This is a genomic window from Microbacterium sp. Root166 (assembly GCF_001427145.1).
In the GTDB taxonomy this organism is placed as follows: domain Bacteria; phylum Actinomycetota; class Actinomycetes; order Actinomycetales; family Microbacteriaceae; genus Microbacterium.
The window spans coordinates 1,533,057-1,549,414 of record NZ_LMGL01000001.1 but is presented as its reverse complement, the minus strand read 5'-3'; the positions used below and the strand labels follow the sequence as shown (position 1 = coordinate 1,549,414).

The following is a 16,358-nucleotide window of genomic DNA, read 5'->3' as shown; positions in this document are numbered from 1 at the left end:
GCCTCAGGCCGCGCCGGCCTCGGAGTGACTGGCGGCACGCCGCGAGGTCGCCGACGGGCGGGCCGTCACGAGGATCGGCAGGTGATCGCTGAGCCCCTGAGGGAGGGTGCGCACCCGGTCGATCTCGAAGCCGATCGAGGTCGCGAAGTCGTAGTGCCCGCGGAAGAAGCGATACCGCGTATACGTGCGGGAGTCGCTGAGGTTCAGTTCATACCCCTGCTCGCGTATGTGCTGGCCCAGGTGCTCCTTGAAGACCGGATAGTTGTAGTCGCCCACCATCAGGGCGGGCAGCCCCTCGCCGAGGCTCTGCAGCTCGGTGAGAGCGGTGCGGATCTGGTGGCGCCGCAGTGAGTTGAGCGCCGTCAGGGGCGCCGCGTGGAAAGAGGCGACGATGAAGTCATGGCCGGCGTCGATATCGTGCAGCCTGACGCCCAGCAGTCGCTCCTCGGCGGGCTTGAGGACGCGGTCGTGCAGGGACTTCTTCAACGCGAGCGCTCGCACGTCCACGGCGCGATACGTGTTCTCGCGGTAGTAGACCGCGAGACCGAGACGGTTGCGCTGCGTCGAGTCGGCGAGGCGGAGACCGGAGATCACCTCCGGGATGTCGGACGTGTCGGCCTCCTGCAGGCACAGCACGTCGGCGCCGTGACGCTCGACCAGATGCGCGAGCTCGACGGCCGCGCGGTGCTTGCGCAAGTTGTACGAGATCACCTTCATGACGGCCTCAGCATAGGCCCGGCCGGTCGCGCTGCGGTATCGGCCGGATGGATGCTCCGTGCACTCACAGGTACTCCGTCACTCGTCGTCGATCTCGATCGCGGGGCCGTCGAGGTCGCGCCGCGCGCGCGTCTGCTCGGCCCGCTGCGCGAGCAGATCGTCGGCCGGATAGCCGACCGCGGTCAGCGTGAGGCCGCGTGCGGCGAGCACCTTGACCTCGGGCACGCGCTCGCGCGCGTCGCGGATCTCGCCGAGGTCCGCCGGGTCGAGCCGGCCCTCGCCGACCGCGACGCAGCCGCCCACGAGCGCGCGGACCATGCTGTGGCAGAAGGCGTCGGCCTTCACGTTGGCGCGCAGCACGCCGTCGGCGTCGCGGTGCCAGTCGAACTCCAGCAGGGTGCGGATCGTCGTGGCCTCTTCGCGCGGCTTGCAGTACGCCGCGAAGTCGTGGAGTCCGATCAGGGACCGGGCCGCGGCATCCATCGCCTGCTCGTCCAGCGTCGCGCGCACGGTGGTGGTGCGATGGCGCTCGAGCGGGTCGTAGCCCGACACCGCATCGGCGATGCGGTACTCGTAGCGGCGCCACACCGCCGAGAACCGGGCGTCGAACCCGGACGGCGCGAGAGCGGTCCGCGTCACGGCGACGTCCGAGTACGCGCCCACGACTCCGGTGAGCCGGGCCGCGAGGGTCGCGATCGGATCGACCGCCGCCGCTCCGGCGCGCGGCCGGCGCGCCATCAGGCGCTCGCGCTGACCCTCGTCCAGGTCGATGTGCGCGACTTGGCCCGCAGCGTGGACGCCCGCGTCTGTCCGGCCGGCGACCACCAGTCGCGGCTGCCCGCCGAGGATCCTGGCCAGCGCGGCCTCGAGGGTCTCCTGCACGGTGCGCAGGCCCGGCTGCCGCGCCCAGCCCCGGAAATGCGTGCCGTCGTAGGCGATGTCGAGCCTGATGCGCACCGCCCCAGCTTAGGCTCCCTCGACTTCCCTCAGCCGAGCACGCGGCGGCCGTGAGGCAGCACGCCGCCCGCGGACTGCAGCGCCGTCTGCGCGAGCCGCACGCGATTCTCGCTCTCCCGGACGATCTCGCGCGCGACGACGGGGTGCATCCGCACGATCTCGTCCAGCACCGATACCGGCAGGACCACCACGTCGACCTCGCTCATCGCCACCGCCCGCGAGATGGTCTGCGTGCGTGACAGGGCGGTGAGGCCCACGGCGTCGTGCACGCCCAGCACCGTCACCTGCACGAAGCCGTCGTCGTCGGTCGGGATGCCGAGCATCACGCTGCCGGCGAGGATGAACCTCGTCTCGGTCGGCACCATCCCCGGGCGCAGGATCGACTCGCCGGCGCAGTAGCGCTCCAGTCGCGCGTGGGCGGCGAGCGCATCGGTCTCTCCGGCCTTGAGGCTGAGCGCGGGCGCGATCTGGCGCAGGCTGTCCTGCAGCTGCGCCGGGGTGCGCCAGTCGTCGCTGGTGTCGCCGTCCAGGTGGAGGTCGGCGCGACGGGCGGCGTACCAGAGCCGCGTGGCGAAGGCGTCGAGCACCGCGTCGTGGTCGCCGGGATTGCGGAGCGGGATCGCTACGGAGAAGGTGCCGCCGCCAACGGTCGACGCCCGGGGCTCGGCGGACGCGACGATCGGCAGATCGCGTGCCACGGCCACGAGGAGCTCCCGCACCCGGCCGGGCGGGTCGTCGCTGCCGAAGGTCGCCGTGTGCACGGCGGCATACGCCTCCGAGCTGCGCGTGAGATTCACGAACGAACCCCCCGCGAGCTCGGCGGTCGGCATCACGACGATGCCGTTGCCGGTGTCCAGGTGCACGGCGCGCCAGTTCACCTCGACGACCTGTCCGCGCGTGCCGCCCGTCTCGATCCAATCGCCGAGGTCGAACGGCGACTCGAAGATGAGGAACAGCCCCGAGACGATCGACCCCACGGCGTTCTGCAGGGCCAGGCCGACGACGATCGACGTGATGCCGAGCGCGGCGAACACGCCGGCGACATCGGCATCCCACACCCACCAGAACACCGCCGCGATGCCGAGCACAATGAAGACGAAGCGGATCAGGTCGCTGAAGATCGTGGGGAACCTGTCGCGCCAGGACCCCTTCTCCGCCCGGTGGAAGATGAGGTGGTTGAGGGCGTTGATGGTGACGACGATCACCAGCAGGCCGAAGATCGTCCAGATCACCCGCGGCCAGGTGCCCTCGCCCTCCCATGCCCCCGGCTGGCTGATGAGGACCAGGATGCCGGCCACCGGCACCAGGTAGTTGCGCACCATGAGCACGATCGGCGCGGCGCGGCTGCCGCGGCGCGCGAGGGCGTTGTGGAACTCGGTGAGGCCGATCAGCATGAGCGGCAGACCGACCGAGACGATCACGGCGGGCCAGAACCACGGCTGCGAGACGATGTCCGACATCCGGATGCCTCATCCCTCCACGACGACCACGGGCGACTCGATCTTCCACACCCGCTGCGGGCCGCTCTGGGTGTGGACGTCGCCGGCGGGATGCACCGGAATGGAGTCCGGCAGACGGTCGGCGACGCGCTGCGTGACGTAGATGCCCGGCTCGTCGGAGTCGCCTTGCACGCGGAACGCCAGGCTGACGGCATCCCCCCACATGTCGTAGACCACGCGAGCCCGGCCGATGAGCCCGCTGGTGACCTTGCCGGAGTCCAGGCCGGCGCGCAGGCCGAGTTCGACGCCCTGCTGCGCCGAGTACCGCTCGAGGATGGCGTCGAGCTCGAGGGCGAACTCGACCGCGCGGCGGGCGTTGTCCACTCGCGGCGTCGCCAGGCCGCAGCTGGCGAGGTAGCTCTGGCGGGTCGTCCGCACGCGCTCGACGCCGTGACGCTCGGCGGCCTCGTCGAACGTGCGGATCAGGTCGTTGAGACGGGCGATCGCCTCGTCCGACGAGAGCGAGAGCGCGAGCTCCTCGAACCCGACGATGTCGGCGAAGACGACGGTGACGTCGTCGCTGTCCTGCGTGATCGCCTCGTCGCCGTGCTTGTAGCGATCGGCCATCCCCTCAGGCATGAACGAGAGGATGAGCTGCTCGTTGGCCTTCTCCTGCTGCTCGATGAGCTGCGATTTGACCTGCAGACTGCGGCTCATGTCGTTGAAGGCGTTGGCGACGTCGGCGAGCTCGTCGCTCGAGCCGGCATCGACCTGCACGCCCTCCTCGCCCGCCGCGATCCGCTGCGCGGCGGCTTTGAGACGGCGCAGCGGCCGCACGAAGATCTGGGCGAGGAAGAGCGAGAGCAGGCAGACGAAGATGATCATGCCGGCGGTCGAGAGGATCAGGTTGCGGGTGAAGTCGTCGACCGGCACCATCGCCTCGGCGGCGGTCTCCTGTGCCACGATCACCCAGCTGAGGCCGTTGACACCGAGCGGCGCGTACGCGACCAGACTCTCGCGGCCCAGGTAGTCCCGCTCCAGCAGCGTGCCGCTCTCGCCGGCGAGCGCCTTCATGACCGCCTCGCCGTCGATGGCCTGCTGCATCAGCGTGTTGCCGTTGTGCACGCTCAGCGCGGCTGCCGCGGGCGGCAGTCCGGCGGCGATGGCCGCCGATTCGTAGCCCGCCGGATCATCGGCCAGCTGGCGCGAAACGGAGCGCATGAGCATGTCCCGGCCGACGAGGTACGTCTCGCCGGTCTCGCCGAGTCCGTTCATGGCCCAGTCGCCGCCGACCGTCATGACCTCGTTGATGCGGTCGATCGGCAGCTCGATCGCGAGCGCCCCGATCACCTCTCCGCCATCGGCGATCGGTGTGACCGCCCATCCTGCCGGGTTGCCGAGACTCGGGCTGTACGGCGCGAAGTCCGCGATGACGACGTCATTGACGATGTTGCGGTCCATCGCCTGCCGGTAGGCCTCCGCGAGATTCGAGAGCCGGTAGGGACCGTCGAAGAGGTTGGTCCCGAGGTCGACGCCCTTGTACGCGGTGTAGATGACGTTGCCCTGGGTGTCGAGCATGAGCACATCCTCGAAGTCCTGCAGCTGGGTCATCGTCTGGTAGTACGGGTGGTACCGGGCATGCGCCGCCGACCACGCGCTGCCGTCGCCGGCGTCGGAGGCGACGATCGCCTCCTCCCAGTCGGCGTAGGGGATCACGTAGTGCAGCTGCAGGTAGCTCTGCGCGGCGCTGCGCGGAGCGAACGTCGAGCCGTCGACGTCCTCGCCGGTGGCCTCGGACAGGTCGGCGGCGAAGACGTCGCTGTAGTACGACTCGACGGCAGCCGTCTCGGCTCGGTCGAGCTCCGCCTGCTCGAGCTCGGCGAAGCCCGCACCGAACGCGCGCGCCGCCTCCTTGCTCGTCTCGTTCAGCGAACTCAGCCGCACGGCGTTCTCGATCGACGAGAACAGCTGCGCCACCTCGCGACTGCGGTTCTCGCGGATCTCAACGAGACGCTCGTAGGCGATGGCCCGCAGCGCCTCGGTGCCGTTGACGTACCCGATCACCCCGACCACGATGCTCGACAGCACGCTCACCGACAGCAGCATGATCAGCAGGATCGAGTAGATCGACAGGCCCGCCCGCCGGCGCGCGCGGGGAGTGCCCACCCACGTCGTGGGTGCCCCCGTCGGCGTCGCCGGTGCGGACACAACGTCTCCCTCGTGCGCCCCCATCGGCGCGGGAAGCTTCCCCCGAAATCCCACCCCGGTGCCCGAGGTTGCGCTCAGACTAGCGCCAGGGTCTGCTCGCAGGGTAGAGGGCTGCTGCTGCGGCCCTGATACGTCCGTAGACGCAGCGAGACCCGCGGGCCCTGATGGGCTCGCGGGTCTCGCGGTGCAAGGGTGCCGGACTCACGTCCGGCGGCCGGGCATGTTGCCCGGCCGTCCGATCACTCGGACTTCTCCTCGGCGGGGGTCTCGACGGCGTCCTCGGCCGCAGCCTCGGCGGCCGCGCCCTCCTCCTGCGACTCGGCGCCGGCCTCGGCAGCCTCGTCGGCGACGGGCGTCTCCTCGGCCTCGGCCTCGGCGGGTGCCTCTTCGACGACGGCGGCGGACTTGGCGGCCGCGGTCTTCTTGGCCGACTTCGCCTTCGGGGTCACCGGCTCGAGGACGAGCTCGATGACGGCCATGGGGGCGTTGTCGCCCTTGCGGTTGCCGACCTTGGTGATGCGGGTGTAGCCGCCCTCACGCTCGGCGACCAGCGGCGCGATCTCGGTGAAGAGGACGTGCACGACTTCCTTGTCACCGATGACCGACAGCACCCGGCGACGGGCGTGCAGGTCGCCGCGCTTGGCGAAGGTGATGAGGCGCTCGGCGAGCGGACGCAGGCGCTTGGCCTTGGTCTCGGTCGTCTTGATGGACTTGTGCGTGAACAGGGCCGCGGCGAGGTTCGCAAGCAGCAGGCGCTCGTGTGCGGGGCCGCCTCCGAGGCGGGGACCCTTCGTGGGCTTAGGCATTCTCAATTACTCCAGATCAGAATTCGGGTGTGAGCCGGGGACTCAGACGGTCTCGTCGTCGTAGCCGCCGTAGAAGTGCGCGCCGTCGAACCCGGGGACCGAGTCCTTCAGCGACAGGCCGAGGGAGACGAGCTTGTCGCGCACCTCGTCGACCGACTTCTGACCGAAGTTGCGGATGTTCATGAGCTGCGTCTCCGAGAGGGCGACGAGCTCCGACACGGTGTTGATGCCCTCGCGCTTGAGGCAGTTGTACGAGCGGACCGACAGATCGAGGTCCTCGATCGGCATCGACAGCTCGTTGGAGAGGACGGTCTCGACCGGCGCGGGGCCGATCTCGATGCCCTCGGCCTCGACGTTGAGCTCACGGGCCAGGCCGAACAGCTCGGTCAGCGTGCGACCGGCCGACGCGACGGCGTCGCGAGGGGCGATCGACGGCTTCGACTCGACGTCCAGGACGAGCTTGTCGAAGTCGGTGCGCTCACCGGCGCGGGTGGCCTCGACGCGGTAGCTGACCTTCAGGACCGGCGAGTAGATCGAGTCGATCGGGACCTGACCGGCCTCGGCGTACTCGTTGCGGTTCTGGGTCGCCGACACGTAGCCGCGGCCGCGCTCGATGGTGAGCTCGAGCTCGAACTTCGCGGTGTCGTTGAGGGTCGCGATGACGAGGTCCGGGTTGTGCACCTCGACACCGGCCGGAGCCGAGATGTCGGCGGCGGTGACCTCACCGGAGCCGGTCTTGCGCAGGTACGCCGTGATGGGCTCGTCGCGCTCGCTGGAGACGACCAGCTGCTTGATGTTGAGGATGATCTCGGTGACATCCTCCTTCACACCCGGGATGGTGCTGAACTCGTGCAGGACGCCGTCGATGCGGATCGACGTCACGGCAGCGCCGGGGATGGACGAGAGGAGGCTGCGGCGCAGCGCGTTGCCGATGGTGTACCCGAAGCCGGGCTCCAGCGGCTCGATGACGAAGCGGCTGCGGAACTCCCCGACCTTTTCCTCGGTCAGGGTGGGACGCTGTGCGATGAGCACTATGTGTTCCTTTCGATCACGTGCCCGCTATATGACACGTGCGGTGGGTGAGGTGTTGAGTTTTCTCCAGGGATGCCGCGTCCGGCCGGACAGGCCGTTCGAGGCATCCGCAAACGTGCGGTAGCCGGGGTGCCACGAGGGCACCCCGGCTCCTTAAATCAGACGCGGCGGCGCTTCGGCGGACGGCAGCCGTTGTGGGCCTGCGGCGTCACGTCCTGGATCTGCCCGACCTCGAGGCCTGCAGCCTGCAGCGAGCGGATCGCGGTCTCGCGGCCCGAGCCCGGGCCCTTCACGAAGACGTCGACCTTCTTGACGCCGTGCTCCTGCGCCTGGCGGGCGGCCGACTCTGCGGCCATGCCTGCGGCGTAGGGGGTCGACTTGCGCGAGCCCTTGAAGCCCACGCCACCCGACGACGCCCAGCTGATGACCGCACCCGAGGGGTCGGTGATCGAGACGATCGTGTTGTTGAACGTCGACTTGATGTGGGCCTGGCCCAGCGCGATGTTCTTCTTCTCCTTGCGGCGCGGCTTGCGCGCGGCGGTCTTGGCCTGTGCCATGAGCGGTTCTCCCTAAATCCTTGGGGCGCCGGCGGAGGCCTAGCGCGCCTTCTTCTTGCCGGCGACGGTGCGCTTGGGGCCCTTGCGGGTACGCGCGTTCGTCTTCGTGCGCTGACCGCGCACCGGGAGCCCGCGGCGGTGGCGGATGCCCTCGTACGAGCCGATCTCGACCTTGCGGCGGATGTCTGCGGCGACCTCGCGGCGGAGGTCACCCTCCACCTTGTAGGTTCCTTCGATGTGGTCGCGGAGCGCGATGAGCTGCTCATCGCTGAGGTCCTTGACGCGGATGTTCTCGTCGATCTCAGTGGTCTTGAGGATCTCGACGGAACGGGTACGGCCAACGCCGTAGATGTAGGTGAGGGCGATCACCACGCGCTTGTCGCGCGGGATGTCAACGCCGGCAAGACGTGCCATGCGGTTCTCCTAAGGAGTGAGTGGAGGTGTGGAGCAGGATCGGTGCCCGGGCCTCCGCCCGAGGTGTCCCCCGCGAACGGGTTCTGATCCTGCCTGTGATGTGTTGAGTTGTAAGCCGGGGGCTGCGCCGGGGCGCAGCATCCGATCAGCCCTGGCGCTGCTTGTGACGCGGGTTCGACTTGCAGATGACCATGACGCGACCGTGACGACGGATGACCTTGCAGTGGTCGCAGATGGGCTTGACGGAGGGGTTGACCTTCATGATTTCCTGTTTCGCTGTCTTCGCCTTCGGGCACGCTCGTGCTCGGGGCGTTACTTCTCGACCGGTCTAGCGGTAGCGGTAGACGATGCGCCCGCGGGTGAGGTCGTAGGGGCTGAGCTCCACGACGACACGGTCCTCGGGGATGATGCGGATGTAGTTCTGCCGCATCTTGCCGGAGATCGTCGCGAGGACCTTGTGTCCGTTGCTCAGCTCAACGCGGAACATCGCGTTGGGCAGCGCCTCGGAGATCACGCCCTCGATCTCGATGACACCGTCTTTCTTCGCCATACGCTCGCTAACACTCGTTGCAGACCGGTCGGTCTGCGGTGGATGGGATTGTGGTGCTCGGACACGCCGATGAAGGCGCAACGCACCAAAGATCAAGCATACGTGATATCGGAAGCCTCGGCAAACCAGCGCCGGGGTGACCGGCGATTCGATCGCTACTCGAACAGGGAGCCGAGGTCGGCCGGCGCGGGGATCGTGGAGTTCGAGATGACCTCGCCGTTGACCGCGATCGTCGGAGTGCCGATCCCGGCCGCGCCGGGCTGCACCGGCGTCTGCTCCGTCATCGCCGTGACGTAGTCGGCGTAGATGCCGTCGTCGACACACGAGTCGATGCCGTCGACGCCGACGGAGGCGGCGATCTCGAGGATCTGGCCGTTGCTCAGGCCGGGGCTGCCCTCGGCGGGCTGGCGCGCGAACATCGCGTTCATGAACGGGACGGATGCCGCGGCATCCGATACCGCGACGCAGTACATCGCGTTCGCGGCACGCGTCGAGAACTCGGTTCCCTGCGACCTGTTGTCGAGGATCGCGATGGGATGGATGCCGTGGGTGATCTCGCCGTCGGCGACGAGGTCGTCGATGGCGGGACCGAACTCCTGCTCGAACCGGTTGCAGATCGGGCACATGAAGTCGATATAGGTGTCGAGACGGTTCGCGCCGTCGCCGACGAGGATCGCGCCGGTCTCGGACTCGATGTTCGAGGCCGTCGGGGTCCCGCCCGCTTCGGGGTCTCCCCCGCCGTTGTTGTTCAGCGAGATCACGACGACGGCGGCGATCACCAGAGCGACCACCACGGCGACGCTCACGGTGATCGCGAACCAGTTGATCTTGCGTGCGCCGTCGGCCATGGCCTGCTCCTAGGGGATCTCTCGCGGCGTCACGCCGAAGGCCGCCAGGCCAGCGGCGCCGCCGTCGGGTGCGGTGAGCACCCAGATGCCGTCTTCGTGCACGGCCACGCTGTGCTCCCAGTGGGAGCCCGCACCGCCGTCAAGGGTCGAGACGGTCCAGTCGTCGTCTTCGATGAAGGTCGCCTGGTCGCCGGTGACGACCATGGGCTCGATCGCGAGGACCAGGCCGGGCCGCACCTCGGGACCGCGATCGGGCACCCGGTAGTTGAACACCGACGGCGCCTCGTGCATCTTGCGTCCGATGCCGTGGCCGACGTACTCGCGCAGGATGCCGTAGCCCGTCGCCGGCGCGTTGGCCTCGATGTGGCCCTGCACGGCCGCGCCGATCTCGCCGAGATGCGATGCCGTCGCGAGCGCGGCGATGCCGGCCCAGAGCGATCCCTCGGTGACGTCCGACAGTCGCTGCCGTTCGGCGACGACGTCCGGGCGGGACGCGTCGGCAAGCACGGACGTGAAGGCCGAGTCGCCGTTCCAGCCCTTGTACTCGGCCCCGGCGTCGATCGAGACGATGTCGCCGGGCTCGAGCACGCGCCGGCCCGGGATGCCGTGCACGACCTGCTCGTTGACCGAGGCGCAGATGGTGTGGCGGTAGCCCCGCACCATCTGGAAGTTCGACTTCGCGCCCCGGGCGGTGATGACGGCGGATGCCGCGGCATCCAGTTCAGCGGTCGTCACGCCCGGCGCGATCAGCGCGCGAGCGGCATCCAGCGCGGCCGCGGTGATCAGACCGGGCTCCACCATCGCCCGAAGCTGGGCGGGCGTCTTGTAGATCGAGCGGCGAAGCGACACGGATCAGGCCGCGGCGGAACGGCCGAGGCCACGGGCCTCGAGCGCCGCGACGATCCGAGCCGCGATCTCATCGAGGCTGCCGACCCCGTCGACCGCGTCGACGATCCCGCGGGCGCGGTACACGCCGAGGATCGGAGCCGTCTCGCGCTCGTAGATCGCGAGGCGGTTCGCGATGACCGCTTCGGTGTCGTCGGTGCGGCCCTGCTCCTTCGCGCGCAGCGACAGACGGGCGATGCTCTCGTCGCGCGGGACGGTGAGCTCGATCACCGCGTCGAGGCTCTCGTCGCGGCCCTCGAGGAACTCGTCCAGGTGCGAGACCTGGTTGATGTTGCGCGGGTAGCCGTCGAGCAGGAAGCCGCCCTGGGCGTCGGGCTGGGACAGACGGTCGCGCACGACCGCGCTGGTCAGTTCGTCCGAGACCAGATCGCCGCCCTCGATGATCGCCTTCACCTGGTTGCCGAGCTCCGAACCGGCTGCGACAGCGGCGCGGAACACGTCACCGGTGGAGATCGCCGGGACGCCGAACGCCTGAGCGATCCGCACGCCCTGGGTTCCCTTGCCGGATCCCTGGGGTCCGACGATCAGCAGTCGGGTGCCCTCGCTGACCGTCATCGGAGGAGGCCCTCGTAGTGCCGCTGCTGCAGCTGGGCGTCGATCTGCTTCACCGTCTCGAGTCCGACACCGACGATGATCAGGATCGAGGCGCCGCCAAACGGGAAGTTCTGGTTGGCGCCCACCGTGGCCAGGGCGATGAGCGGGAGCAGGGCGATGCAGCCGAGGTACAGCGAGCCGGGCAGCGTGATGCGCGTCAGCACGTAGTCGAGGTACTCGGCGGTGGGACGGCCGGCACGGATGCCGGGGATGAAGCCGCCGTACTTCTTCATGTTGTCGGCGACCTCGACCGGGTTGAACGTGATCGCGACGTAGAAGTACGTGAACCCGACGATGAGCAGGAAGTACACCGCCATGTAGATGGGGCTGTCACCGTTGGTGAAGTACTGCTGGATCCACGCGACCCACGGCGGAATCTCGTTCTCGGCGTTCGGCTGCATGTTGAACTGCGCGATCAGCGCGGGGATGTACAGCAGCGACGACGCGAAGATGACGGGCACGACGCCGGCCATGTTGACCTTGATCGGGATGTACGTGTTGGTGCCGCCGTAGGTGCGGCGTCCGACCATGCGCTTGGCGTACTGCACCGGGATGCGCCGCTGCGACTGTTCGACGAACACCACCAGGGCGACCACCACGATGCCGACGAGCAGGACCAGGAGGAAGACCTCGAAGCCGCGCGACTGCCAGATGGCCCACATCGACGCGGGGAACGCGGCGGCGATCGAGGTGAAGATCAGGAGCGACATGCCGTTGCCGATGCCGCGCTCGGTGACGAGCTCGGCGAACCACATGATGAGGCCGGTGCCGGCGGTCATCGTGATGATCATGAGGAGCTGCGCCCACCACACGTCGTTGGTGAGAAGCTGCTCGCACTCCGGGATGCCGGTGGCGCCGAACAGCTGTCCGCTGCGGGCGACCGTCACGAGCGTCGTCGACTGCAGCAGTGCGAGCGCGATCGTCAGGTAACGGGTGTACTGCGTCAGTCGCGCCTGGCCCGACTGGCCCTCTTTATAGAGGGTCTCGAAGTGCGGGATGACCACGCGCAGGAGCTGGACGATGATCGTCGCGGTGATGTACGGCATGACGCCGAGCGCGAAGATCGACAGCTGCAGCAGCGCGCCGCCGGAGAACAGGTTGACGAGCGACAGGAGCCCCTGCGTGCCTGCGGACTGGTCCAGGCAGGACTGCACGTTGGGGAAGTCGACGAACGGAGCCGGGATGTGGGCGCCGAGGCGATACAGGGCGATGATCGCCAGAGTGAATGCGATCTTCCGCCGAAGGTCGGGAGTGCGGAAGACCCGCGCGATGGCGCTGAACAAGAGGATGCCTCCAGAAGGGGTGCCGGCCGCACGGCGACGTGCCGACGTCCAGGGTAACCCAGTGGGGGCCGGAGCATCGCTCCGGCCCCCACTGTGCGTACTACTTGACGGAACCGCCCGCGGCGACGATCTTCTGCTCGGCGGAACCCGAGACCTTGTCGACCGACACGTTGAGCTTGACCGCGATGTCTCCGGTGCCGAGCACCTTGACCTTCTCGTTCTTGCGAACTGCGCCCTTGGCGACCAGGTCGACGACGGTGACGTCGCCGCCGGCCGGGTACAGCTCGGCGAGCTTGTCGAGGTTCACGACCTGGTACTCGACGCGGAACGGGTTCTTGAACCCGCGCAGCTTCGGCGTACGCATGTGCAGCGGCATCTGGCCGCCTTCGAAGCCGGCCTTGACCTGGTAGCGGGCCTTCTGACCCTTGGTGCCACGACCGGCCGTCTTGCCCTTCGAGCCCTCACCGCGACCGACACGGGTCTTCGCGGTGTTGGAGCCGGGGACCGGACGGAGGTGGTGGACCTTCAGGACACCCGGACGCGATGCCGGGGCATCCGCCTTCGGGGCAGCCTTCTTGGCGGCAGGAGCCTTCTTGGCGGCAGGAGCCTTCGCAGGAGCCTTCTCCGCAGCCTCGGCCTTGTCGGCCTTGGCGGCGGCAGCCTTGGCGGGCGCCTTGTTCTCGGCGGCCGGCTTGTCGGCGGCAGCCTTCTTCGCGGGCGCAGCCTTCTCGGCGGCAGCCTTCTTGGGGGCAGCCTTCTTAGCGGGGGCCTTGACCTCAGCTTCGACGGCGTCCTTCTTCTCGGCCTTTTCAGCCATTAGTCGATCTCCTCAACCTTCACGAGGTGCGCGACGGTCTTGACGTAGCCGCGCGTCTGCGCGTCGTCGGGACGGACGACCGAGTCGCCGATCCGCTTCAGACCAAGCGAACGCAGCGTGTCGCGCTGGTTCTGCTTCTCACTCACCTTGGACTTGACCTGGGTCACCTTCAGGCGTGCAGCCATCAGACACCTGCCTTCGGGGCAGCCGCGGCCTCGGCCTCGGCACGAACGAGACGGGCAGGGGCGACCTGGTCGAACTCGAGGCCACGACGTGCGGCAACCGCACGGGGCTCCTCGAGCTGCTTCAGGGCCTCCACCGTCGCGTGGACGATGTTGATCGTGTTCGACGAGCCGAGCGACTTCGACAGCACGTCGTGGATGCCCGCGCACTCGAGGACGGCACGAACCGGACCACCGGCGATGACACCGGTACCGGCGCCGGCCGGACGAAGGAGCACCACGCCGGCAGCGGCCTCACCCTGCACCGGGTGCGGGATGGTCGAGCCGGAACGGGGCACGCGGAAGAAGTTGCGCTTGGCCTCTTCGACACCCTTCGAGATGGCCAGGGGCACCTCACGGGCCTTGCCGTAGCCGACACCCACCACGCCGTTGCCGTCGCCGACGACCACGAGAGCGGTGAAGCTGAAGCGACGACCGCCCTTGACGACCTTCGACACGCGGTTGATGGTGACGACGCGCTCCAGGAACTGGCTCTTGTCGGCATCGCGCGACCCACGGTCACGCTGGTTGGCGTTGCGCTCGCGACCGCCGCGACGCGGCTCGCGCTCACGCTCGGCGGGCGCCTCGGTGGTCGCAGCGGCAGCAGCCGGCTCGGTCACTTCGGTCTCCACGGGGTTGTTGGTTGATTCGCTCACAGGTTCAGACCTCCTTCGCGAGCGCCATCGGCGATCGCGGCGACACGGCCCGCGTAGCGGTTGCCACCACGGTCGAACACGACGTCGGAGACGCCGGCGGCCTTGGCGCGCTCGGCGACGAGCTCGCCGACCTTGCGGGCCTTGGCGGTCTTGTCACCGTCGAACGCGCGAAGGTCGGTCTCGAGCGTCGACGCCGAGGCCACGGTGCGGCCCTTGGTGTCGTCGACGACCTGCACGAAGACGTGGCGGGCCGAGCGGGTGACGACGAGGCGCGGACGCTGCTCGGTGCCGACGACCTTCTTGCGAAGACGGAGGTGACGGCGCGTGCGCGCCTGAGTCTTTGTCTTGACAGCCATGGTTACTTACCACTCTTTCCGGCCTTGCGACGAACGACCTCGCCGGCGTACCGCACACCCTTGCCCTTGTAGGGCTCGGGCTTGCGGATCTTGCGGATGTTTGCAGCCGCCTCGCCGACGGCCTGCTTGTCGATGCCGCTCACGGTGAGCTTGTTGTTGCCCTCGACCGTGAAGGTGATGCCCGCGGGCGGGTCCACCAGAACGGGGTGCGAGAAGCCGAGGGCGAACTCGACCGAGCTGCCCTTCTGCGCCACGCGGTAACCGGTTCCGACGACCTCGAGGCCCTTGGTGTAGCCCTGGGTGACACCGACGATGTTGTTGCTGATGAGCGTGCGGGTCAGGCCGTGGAGCGAGCGCGAAGCACGCTCGTCGTCGGGACGGGTCACGACGACCTGGCCCTCTTCGACCTTGACCTCGATGGGGTTCGCAACGGTGAGCGACAGCTCACCCTTGGGGCCCTTGACCGCGACATCCTGGCCGGCGACCGTTACGGTCACGTCCGCGGGGATGTCGATGGGGAGACGTCCGATACGCGACATGTCAGATCACCACACGTAGGCGAGGACTTCCCCACCCACGCCCTTCTGCTCGGCCTGACGGTCCGTGAGGAGACCGGAGGAGGTGGACAGGATGGCGACGCCGAGGCCACCGAGGACGGTGGGGATCTCGGTCGACTTCGCGTACACGCGGAGGCCGGGCTTCGAGACGCGCTTGATGCCGGCGATCGACCGCTCGCGGTTCGGGCCGTACTTCAGCGTCAGGGTGAGGGTCTGTCCGACGCGAGCGTCAGCGACCTCCCAGCCGGCGATGTAGCCCTCCTGCTGGAGGATCTGGGCGATGTGGGTCTTGAGCTTCGAGCTCGGCAGGGACACGCTGTCGTGGTGCGCCGAGTTCGCGTTGCGCAGACGGGTCAGCATGTCTGCGACCGGGTCTGTCATTGTCATTTGTCTGTTCCTTTGTTCATGAGGTTTCGGCTGCCGTTACACGACAGACGACCTTCTATGAGAGCCCCGGGGGCGTGGCCCCCGGGGCAATCGCCGCTCAGGCCTGAGCGTCCTCGCCGCGGAAGGGGAAGCCGAGGTGGCGCAGCAGCGCACGGCCTTCGGCATCCGTCTTCGCGGTGGTGACGACCGTGATGTCGAAACCGCGGACGCGGTCGATCTTGTCCTGATTGATCTCGTGGAACACGGACTGCTCCTGGAGACCGAAGGTGTAGTTGCCGTTCCCGTCGAACTGCGCGGCCGAGAGGCCGCGGAAGTCGCGGATGCGGGGCAGGGCGAGGTTGACCAGACGGTCAACGAACTCCCACGCGCGGTCACCGCGGAGGGTGACGTGCGCGCCGATGGCCTGGCCCTCGCGCAGCTTGAACTGCGCGATGGACTTGCGGGCCTTCGTGACGACCGGCTTCTGGCCGGTGATCTTGGTGAGGTCGTCGACCGCACCATCGATCACCTTGCTGTCGCGAGCTGCCTCGCCGACACCGGTGTTGACCACGACCTTGACGAGACCGGGGATCTGCATGACGTTCGGGTAGCCGAACTCCTCCTGCAGAGCCTTCTTGATCTCGGAGTTGTACTTCTGCTTCAGGCGGGGCTGGATCTTGCCAGCCGCCGCGGCAGTGGCGGTGCTCATATTCAGAGGTCCTTGCCTGACTTCTTGGCGAAGCGCACGCGGACGGTGCGCTTGACGCCGTCCTTGGTCTGCTCCTCGACCCGGTGACCGACCTTGGTCGGCTTCTTGGTCGAGGGGTCGACGAGCGCCACGTTGGAGATGTGGATGGGGGCCTCGAAGGTCTCGATGCCGCCCGTCTTGGTGCCGCGCTGGGTCTGACCCACGCGCGTGTGCTTGGTGACGTAGTTCACGCCCTCGACGATGACGCGGTTCTGCTCGACGAGGACCTCGAGGACCTTGCCCTGCTTGCCGCGGTCTCCGCCGCGCTCGGGCTTGGCGCCCGAGATGACCTGAACCAGGTCACCCTTCTTGATCTTCGCCATGAC

22 protein-coding genes are annotated in these 16,358 nt (G+C 68.3%); all 22 read right to left on the bottom strand.

What is annotated here, in order from left to right:
- Positions 1-3 precede the first annotated feature (3 nt).
- Positions 4-717: an endonuclease/exonuclease/phosphatase family protein gene (locus ASD56_RS06990; RefSeq protein WP_055962928.1), complete on the bottom strand. Its 714-nt coding sequence runs from the start codon at positions 715-717 to the stop codon at positions 4-6.
- A gap of 78 nt (positions 718-795) precedes the next feature.
- On the bottom strand, positions 796-1,674 hold the full coding sequence (locus tag ASD56_RS06985) for a tRNA pseudouridine synthase A (protein ID WP_055962924.1): 879 nt from the start codon (positions 1,672-1,674) through the stop codon (positions 796-798).
- Between the two features lie 29 nt (positions 1,675-1,703).
- Entirely contained in the window at positions 1,704-3,134 is a 1,431-nt protein-coding gene (locus ASD56_RS06980) for a mechanosensitive ion channel domain-containing protein (protein ID WP_055962923.1), read from the bottom strand.
- 9 nt (positions 3,135-3,143) lie between these two features.
- The gene (locus ASD56_RS06975; protein ID WP_055962920.1) at positions 3,144-5,321 is read right to left on the bottom strand and encodes an adenylate/guanylate cyclase domain-containing protein; all 2,178 of its coding nucleotides are present in this window, start codon (positions 5,319-5,321) and stop codon (positions 3,144-3,146) included.
- A 239-nt stretch (positions 5,322-5,560) separates the two neighbouring features.
- Positions 5,561-6,127, bottom strand: a complete 567-nt coding sequence (gene rplQ / locus ASD56_RS06970) for a 50S ribosomal protein L17 (protein ID WP_055962917.1) — start codon at positions 6,125-6,127, stop codon at positions 5,561-5,563.
- A gap of 42 nt (positions 6,128-6,169) precedes the next feature.
- The gene (locus ASD56_RS06965) at positions 6,170-7,159 is read right to left on the bottom strand and encodes a DNA-directed RNA polymerase subunit alpha (protein ID WP_055962915.1); all 990 of its coding nucleotides are present in this window, start codon (positions 7,157-7,159) and stop codon (positions 6,170-6,172) included.
- Positions 7,160-7,317: 158 nt separating this feature from the next.
- Positions 7,318-7,716, bottom strand: a complete 399-nt coding sequence (rpsK, locus tag ASD56_RS06960) for a 30S ribosomal protein S11 (protein ID WP_055962912.1) — start codon at positions 7,714-7,716, stop codon at positions 7,318-7,320.
- A gap of 39 nt (positions 7,717-7,755) precedes the next feature.
- Complete coding sequence (gene rpsM, locus ASD56_RS06955) at positions 7,756-8,130, bottom strand: 30S ribosomal protein S13 (protein ID WP_055962910.1); 375 nt, start codon at positions 8,128-8,130, stop codon at positions 7,756-7,758.
- A 145-nt stretch (positions 8,131-8,275) separates the two neighbouring features.
- Positions 8,276-8,392, bottom strand: a complete 117-nt coding sequence (rpmJ, locus tag ASD56_RS06950) for a 50S ribosomal protein L36 (protein WP_005050492.1) — start codon at positions 8,390-8,392, stop codon at positions 8,276-8,278.
- Between the two features lie 66 nt (positions 8,393-8,458).
- Positions 8,459-8,680, bottom strand: a complete 222-nt coding sequence (infA, locus tag ASD56_RS06945; protein ID WP_017201569.1) for a translation initiation factor IF-1 — start codon at positions 8,678-8,680, stop codon at positions 8,459-8,461.
- A 155-nt stretch (positions 8,681-8,835) separates the two neighbouring features.
- Positions 8,836-9,528: a DsbA family protein gene (locus ASD56_RS06940; protein ID WP_055962906.1), complete on the bottom strand. Its 693-nt coding sequence runs from the start codon at positions 9,526-9,528 to the stop codon at positions 8,836-8,838.
- A 9-nt stretch (positions 9,529-9,537) separates the two neighbouring features.
- Positions 9,538-10,377, bottom strand: coding sequence for a type I methionyl aminopeptidase (gene map / locus ASD56_RS06935; protein WP_082541294.1), 840 nt, complete (start codon positions 10,375-10,377; stop codon positions 9,538-9,540).
- A 3-nt stretch (positions 10,378-10,380) separates the two neighbouring features.
- Entirely contained in the window at positions 10,381-10,989 is a 609-nt protein-coding gene (locus tag ASD56_RS06930; protein WP_055962902.1) for an adenylate kinase, read from the bottom strand.
- Positions 10,986-12,311, bottom strand: coding sequence for a preprotein translocase subunit SecY (gene secY, locus ASD56_RS06925; protein WP_055962899.1), 1,326 nt, complete (start codon positions 12,309-12,311; stop codon positions 10,986-10,988). The genes ASD56_RS06930 and secY overlap by 4 nt, the downstream gene beginning before the upstream one ends.
- 100 nt (positions 12,312-12,411) lie before the next feature.
- On the bottom strand, positions 12,412-13,128 hold the full coding sequence (gene rplO / locus ASD56_RS16480) for a 50S ribosomal protein L15 (protein ID WP_082541293.1): 717 nt from the start codon (positions 13,126-13,128) through the stop codon (positions 12,412-12,414).
- Positions 13,128-13,313: a 50S ribosomal protein L30 gene (gene rpmD / locus ASD56_RS06915; protein ID WP_023954062.1), complete on the bottom strand. Its 186-nt coding sequence runs from the start codon at positions 13,311-13,313 to the stop codon at positions 13,128-13,130. The genes rplO and rpmD overlap by 1 nt, the downstream gene beginning before the upstream one ends.
- Positions 13,313-13,969 (bottom strand): 30S ribosomal protein S5, encoded by a 657-nt coding sequence (rpsE, locus tag ASD56_RS06910; RefSeq protein ID WP_055963791.1) that lies wholly within the window; start codon positions 13,967-13,969, stop codon positions 13,313-13,315. The genes rpmD and rpsE overlap by 1 nt, the downstream gene beginning before the upstream one ends.
- 32 nt (positions 13,970-14,001) lie before the next feature.
- A complete protein-coding gene (gene rplR, locus ASD56_RS06905; RefSeq protein ID WP_055962896.1) occupies positions 14,002-14,361 on the bottom strand; it encodes a 50S ribosomal protein L18 in 360 nt (119 codons plus the stop codon).
- Between the two features lie 2 nt (positions 14,362-14,363).
- Positions 14,364-14,900: a 50S ribosomal protein L6 gene (gene rplF / locus ASD56_RS06900; RefSeq protein WP_055962893.1), complete on the bottom strand. Its 537-nt coding sequence runs from the start codon at positions 14,898-14,900 to the stop codon at positions 14,364-14,366.
- Between the two features lie 6 nt (positions 14,901-14,906).
- A complete protein-coding gene (rpsH, locus tag ASD56_RS06895) occupies positions 14,907-15,305 on the bottom strand; it encodes a 30S ribosomal protein S8 (RefSeq protein WP_055962891.1) in 399 nt (132 codons plus the stop codon).
- 97 nt (positions 15,306-15,402) lie between these two features.
- Positions 15,403-15,993, bottom strand: a complete 591-nt coding sequence (gene rplE / locus ASD56_RS06890) for a 50S ribosomal protein L5 (RefSeq protein WP_055962889.1) — start codon at positions 15,991-15,993, stop codon at positions 15,403-15,405.
- 2 nt (positions 15,994-15,995) lie between these two features.
- A complete protein-coding gene (gene rplX / locus ASD56_RS06885) occupies positions 15,996-16,355 on the bottom strand; it encodes a 50S ribosomal protein L24 (protein WP_055962887.1) in 360 nt (119 codons plus the stop codon).
- Between the last annotated feature and the right edge of the window lie 3 nt (positions 16,356-16,358).

What these genes read in the sequence shown, in the direction of transcription:
- ASD56_RS06940 (WP_055962906.1), bottom strand. Translation starts at nt 9,528, where the DNA reads ATGGCCGACGGCGCACGCAAGATCAACTGGTTCGCGATCACCGTGAGC.
- ASD56_RS06930 (WP_055962902.1), bottom strand. Translation starts at nt 10,989, where the DNA reads ATGACGGTCAGCGAGGGCACCCGACTGCTGATCGTCGGACCCCAGGGA.
- rplR (WP_055962896.1), bottom strand. Translation starts at nt 14,361, where the DNA reads ATGGCTGTCAAGACAAAGACTCAGGCGCGCACGCGCCGTCACCTCCGT.
- rpsK (WP_055962912.1), bottom strand. Translation starts at nt 7,716, where the DNA reads ATGGCACAGGCCAAGACCGCCGCGCGCAAGCCGCGCCGCAAGGAGAAG.
- rpsH (WP_055962891.1), bottom strand. Translation starts at nt 15,305, where the DNA reads ATGACAATGACAGACCCGGTCGCAGACATGCTGACCCGTCTGCGCAAC.
- infA (WP_017201569.1), bottom strand. Translation starts at nt 8,680, where the DNA reads ATGGCGAAGAAAGACGGTGTCATCGAGATCGAGGGCGTGATCTCCGAG.
- rplO (WP_082541293.1), bottom strand. Translation starts at nt 13,128, where the DNA reads ATGGCTGAAAAGGCCGAGAAGAAGGACGCCGTCGAAGCTGAGGTCAAG.
- ASD56_RS06980 (WP_055962923.1), bottom strand. Translation starts at nt 3,134, where the DNA reads ATGTCGGACATCGTCTCGCAGCCGTGGTTCTGGCCCGCCGTGATCGTC.
- rpsM (WP_055962910.1), bottom strand. Translation starts at nt 8,130, where the DNA reads ATGGCACGTCTTGCCGGCGTTGACATCCCGCGCGACAAGCGCGTGGTG.
- rpmJ (WP_005050492.1), bottom strand. Translation starts at nt 8,392, where the DNA reads ATGAAGGTCAACCCCTCCGTCAAGCCCATCTGCGACCACTGCAAGGTC.
- rplF (WP_055962893.1), bottom strand. Translation starts at nt 14,900, where the DNA reads ATGTCGCGTATCGGACGTCTCCCCATCGACATCCCCGCGGACGTGACC.
- rpmD (WP_023954062.1), bottom strand. Translation starts at nt 13,313, where the DNA reads ATGGCTGCACGCCTGAAGGTGACCCAGGTCAAGTCCAAGGTGAGTGAG.
- rplX (WP_055962887.1), bottom strand. Translation starts at nt 16,355, where the DNA reads ATGGCGAAGATCAAGAAGGGTGACCTGGTTCAGGTCATCTCGGGCGCC.
- rplE (WP_055962889.1), bottom strand. Translation starts at nt 15,993, where the DNA reads ATGAGCACCGCCACTGCCGCGGCGGCTGGCAAGATCCAGCCCCGCCTG.
- ASD56_RS06990 (WP_055962928.1), bottom strand. Translation starts at nt 717, where the DNA reads ATGAAGGTGATCTCGTACAACTTGCGCAAGCACCGCGCGGCCGTCGAG.
- rplQ (WP_055962917.1), bottom strand. Translation starts at nt 6,127, where the DNA reads ATGCCTAAGCCCACGAAGGGTCCCCGCCTCGGAGGCGGCCCCGCACAC.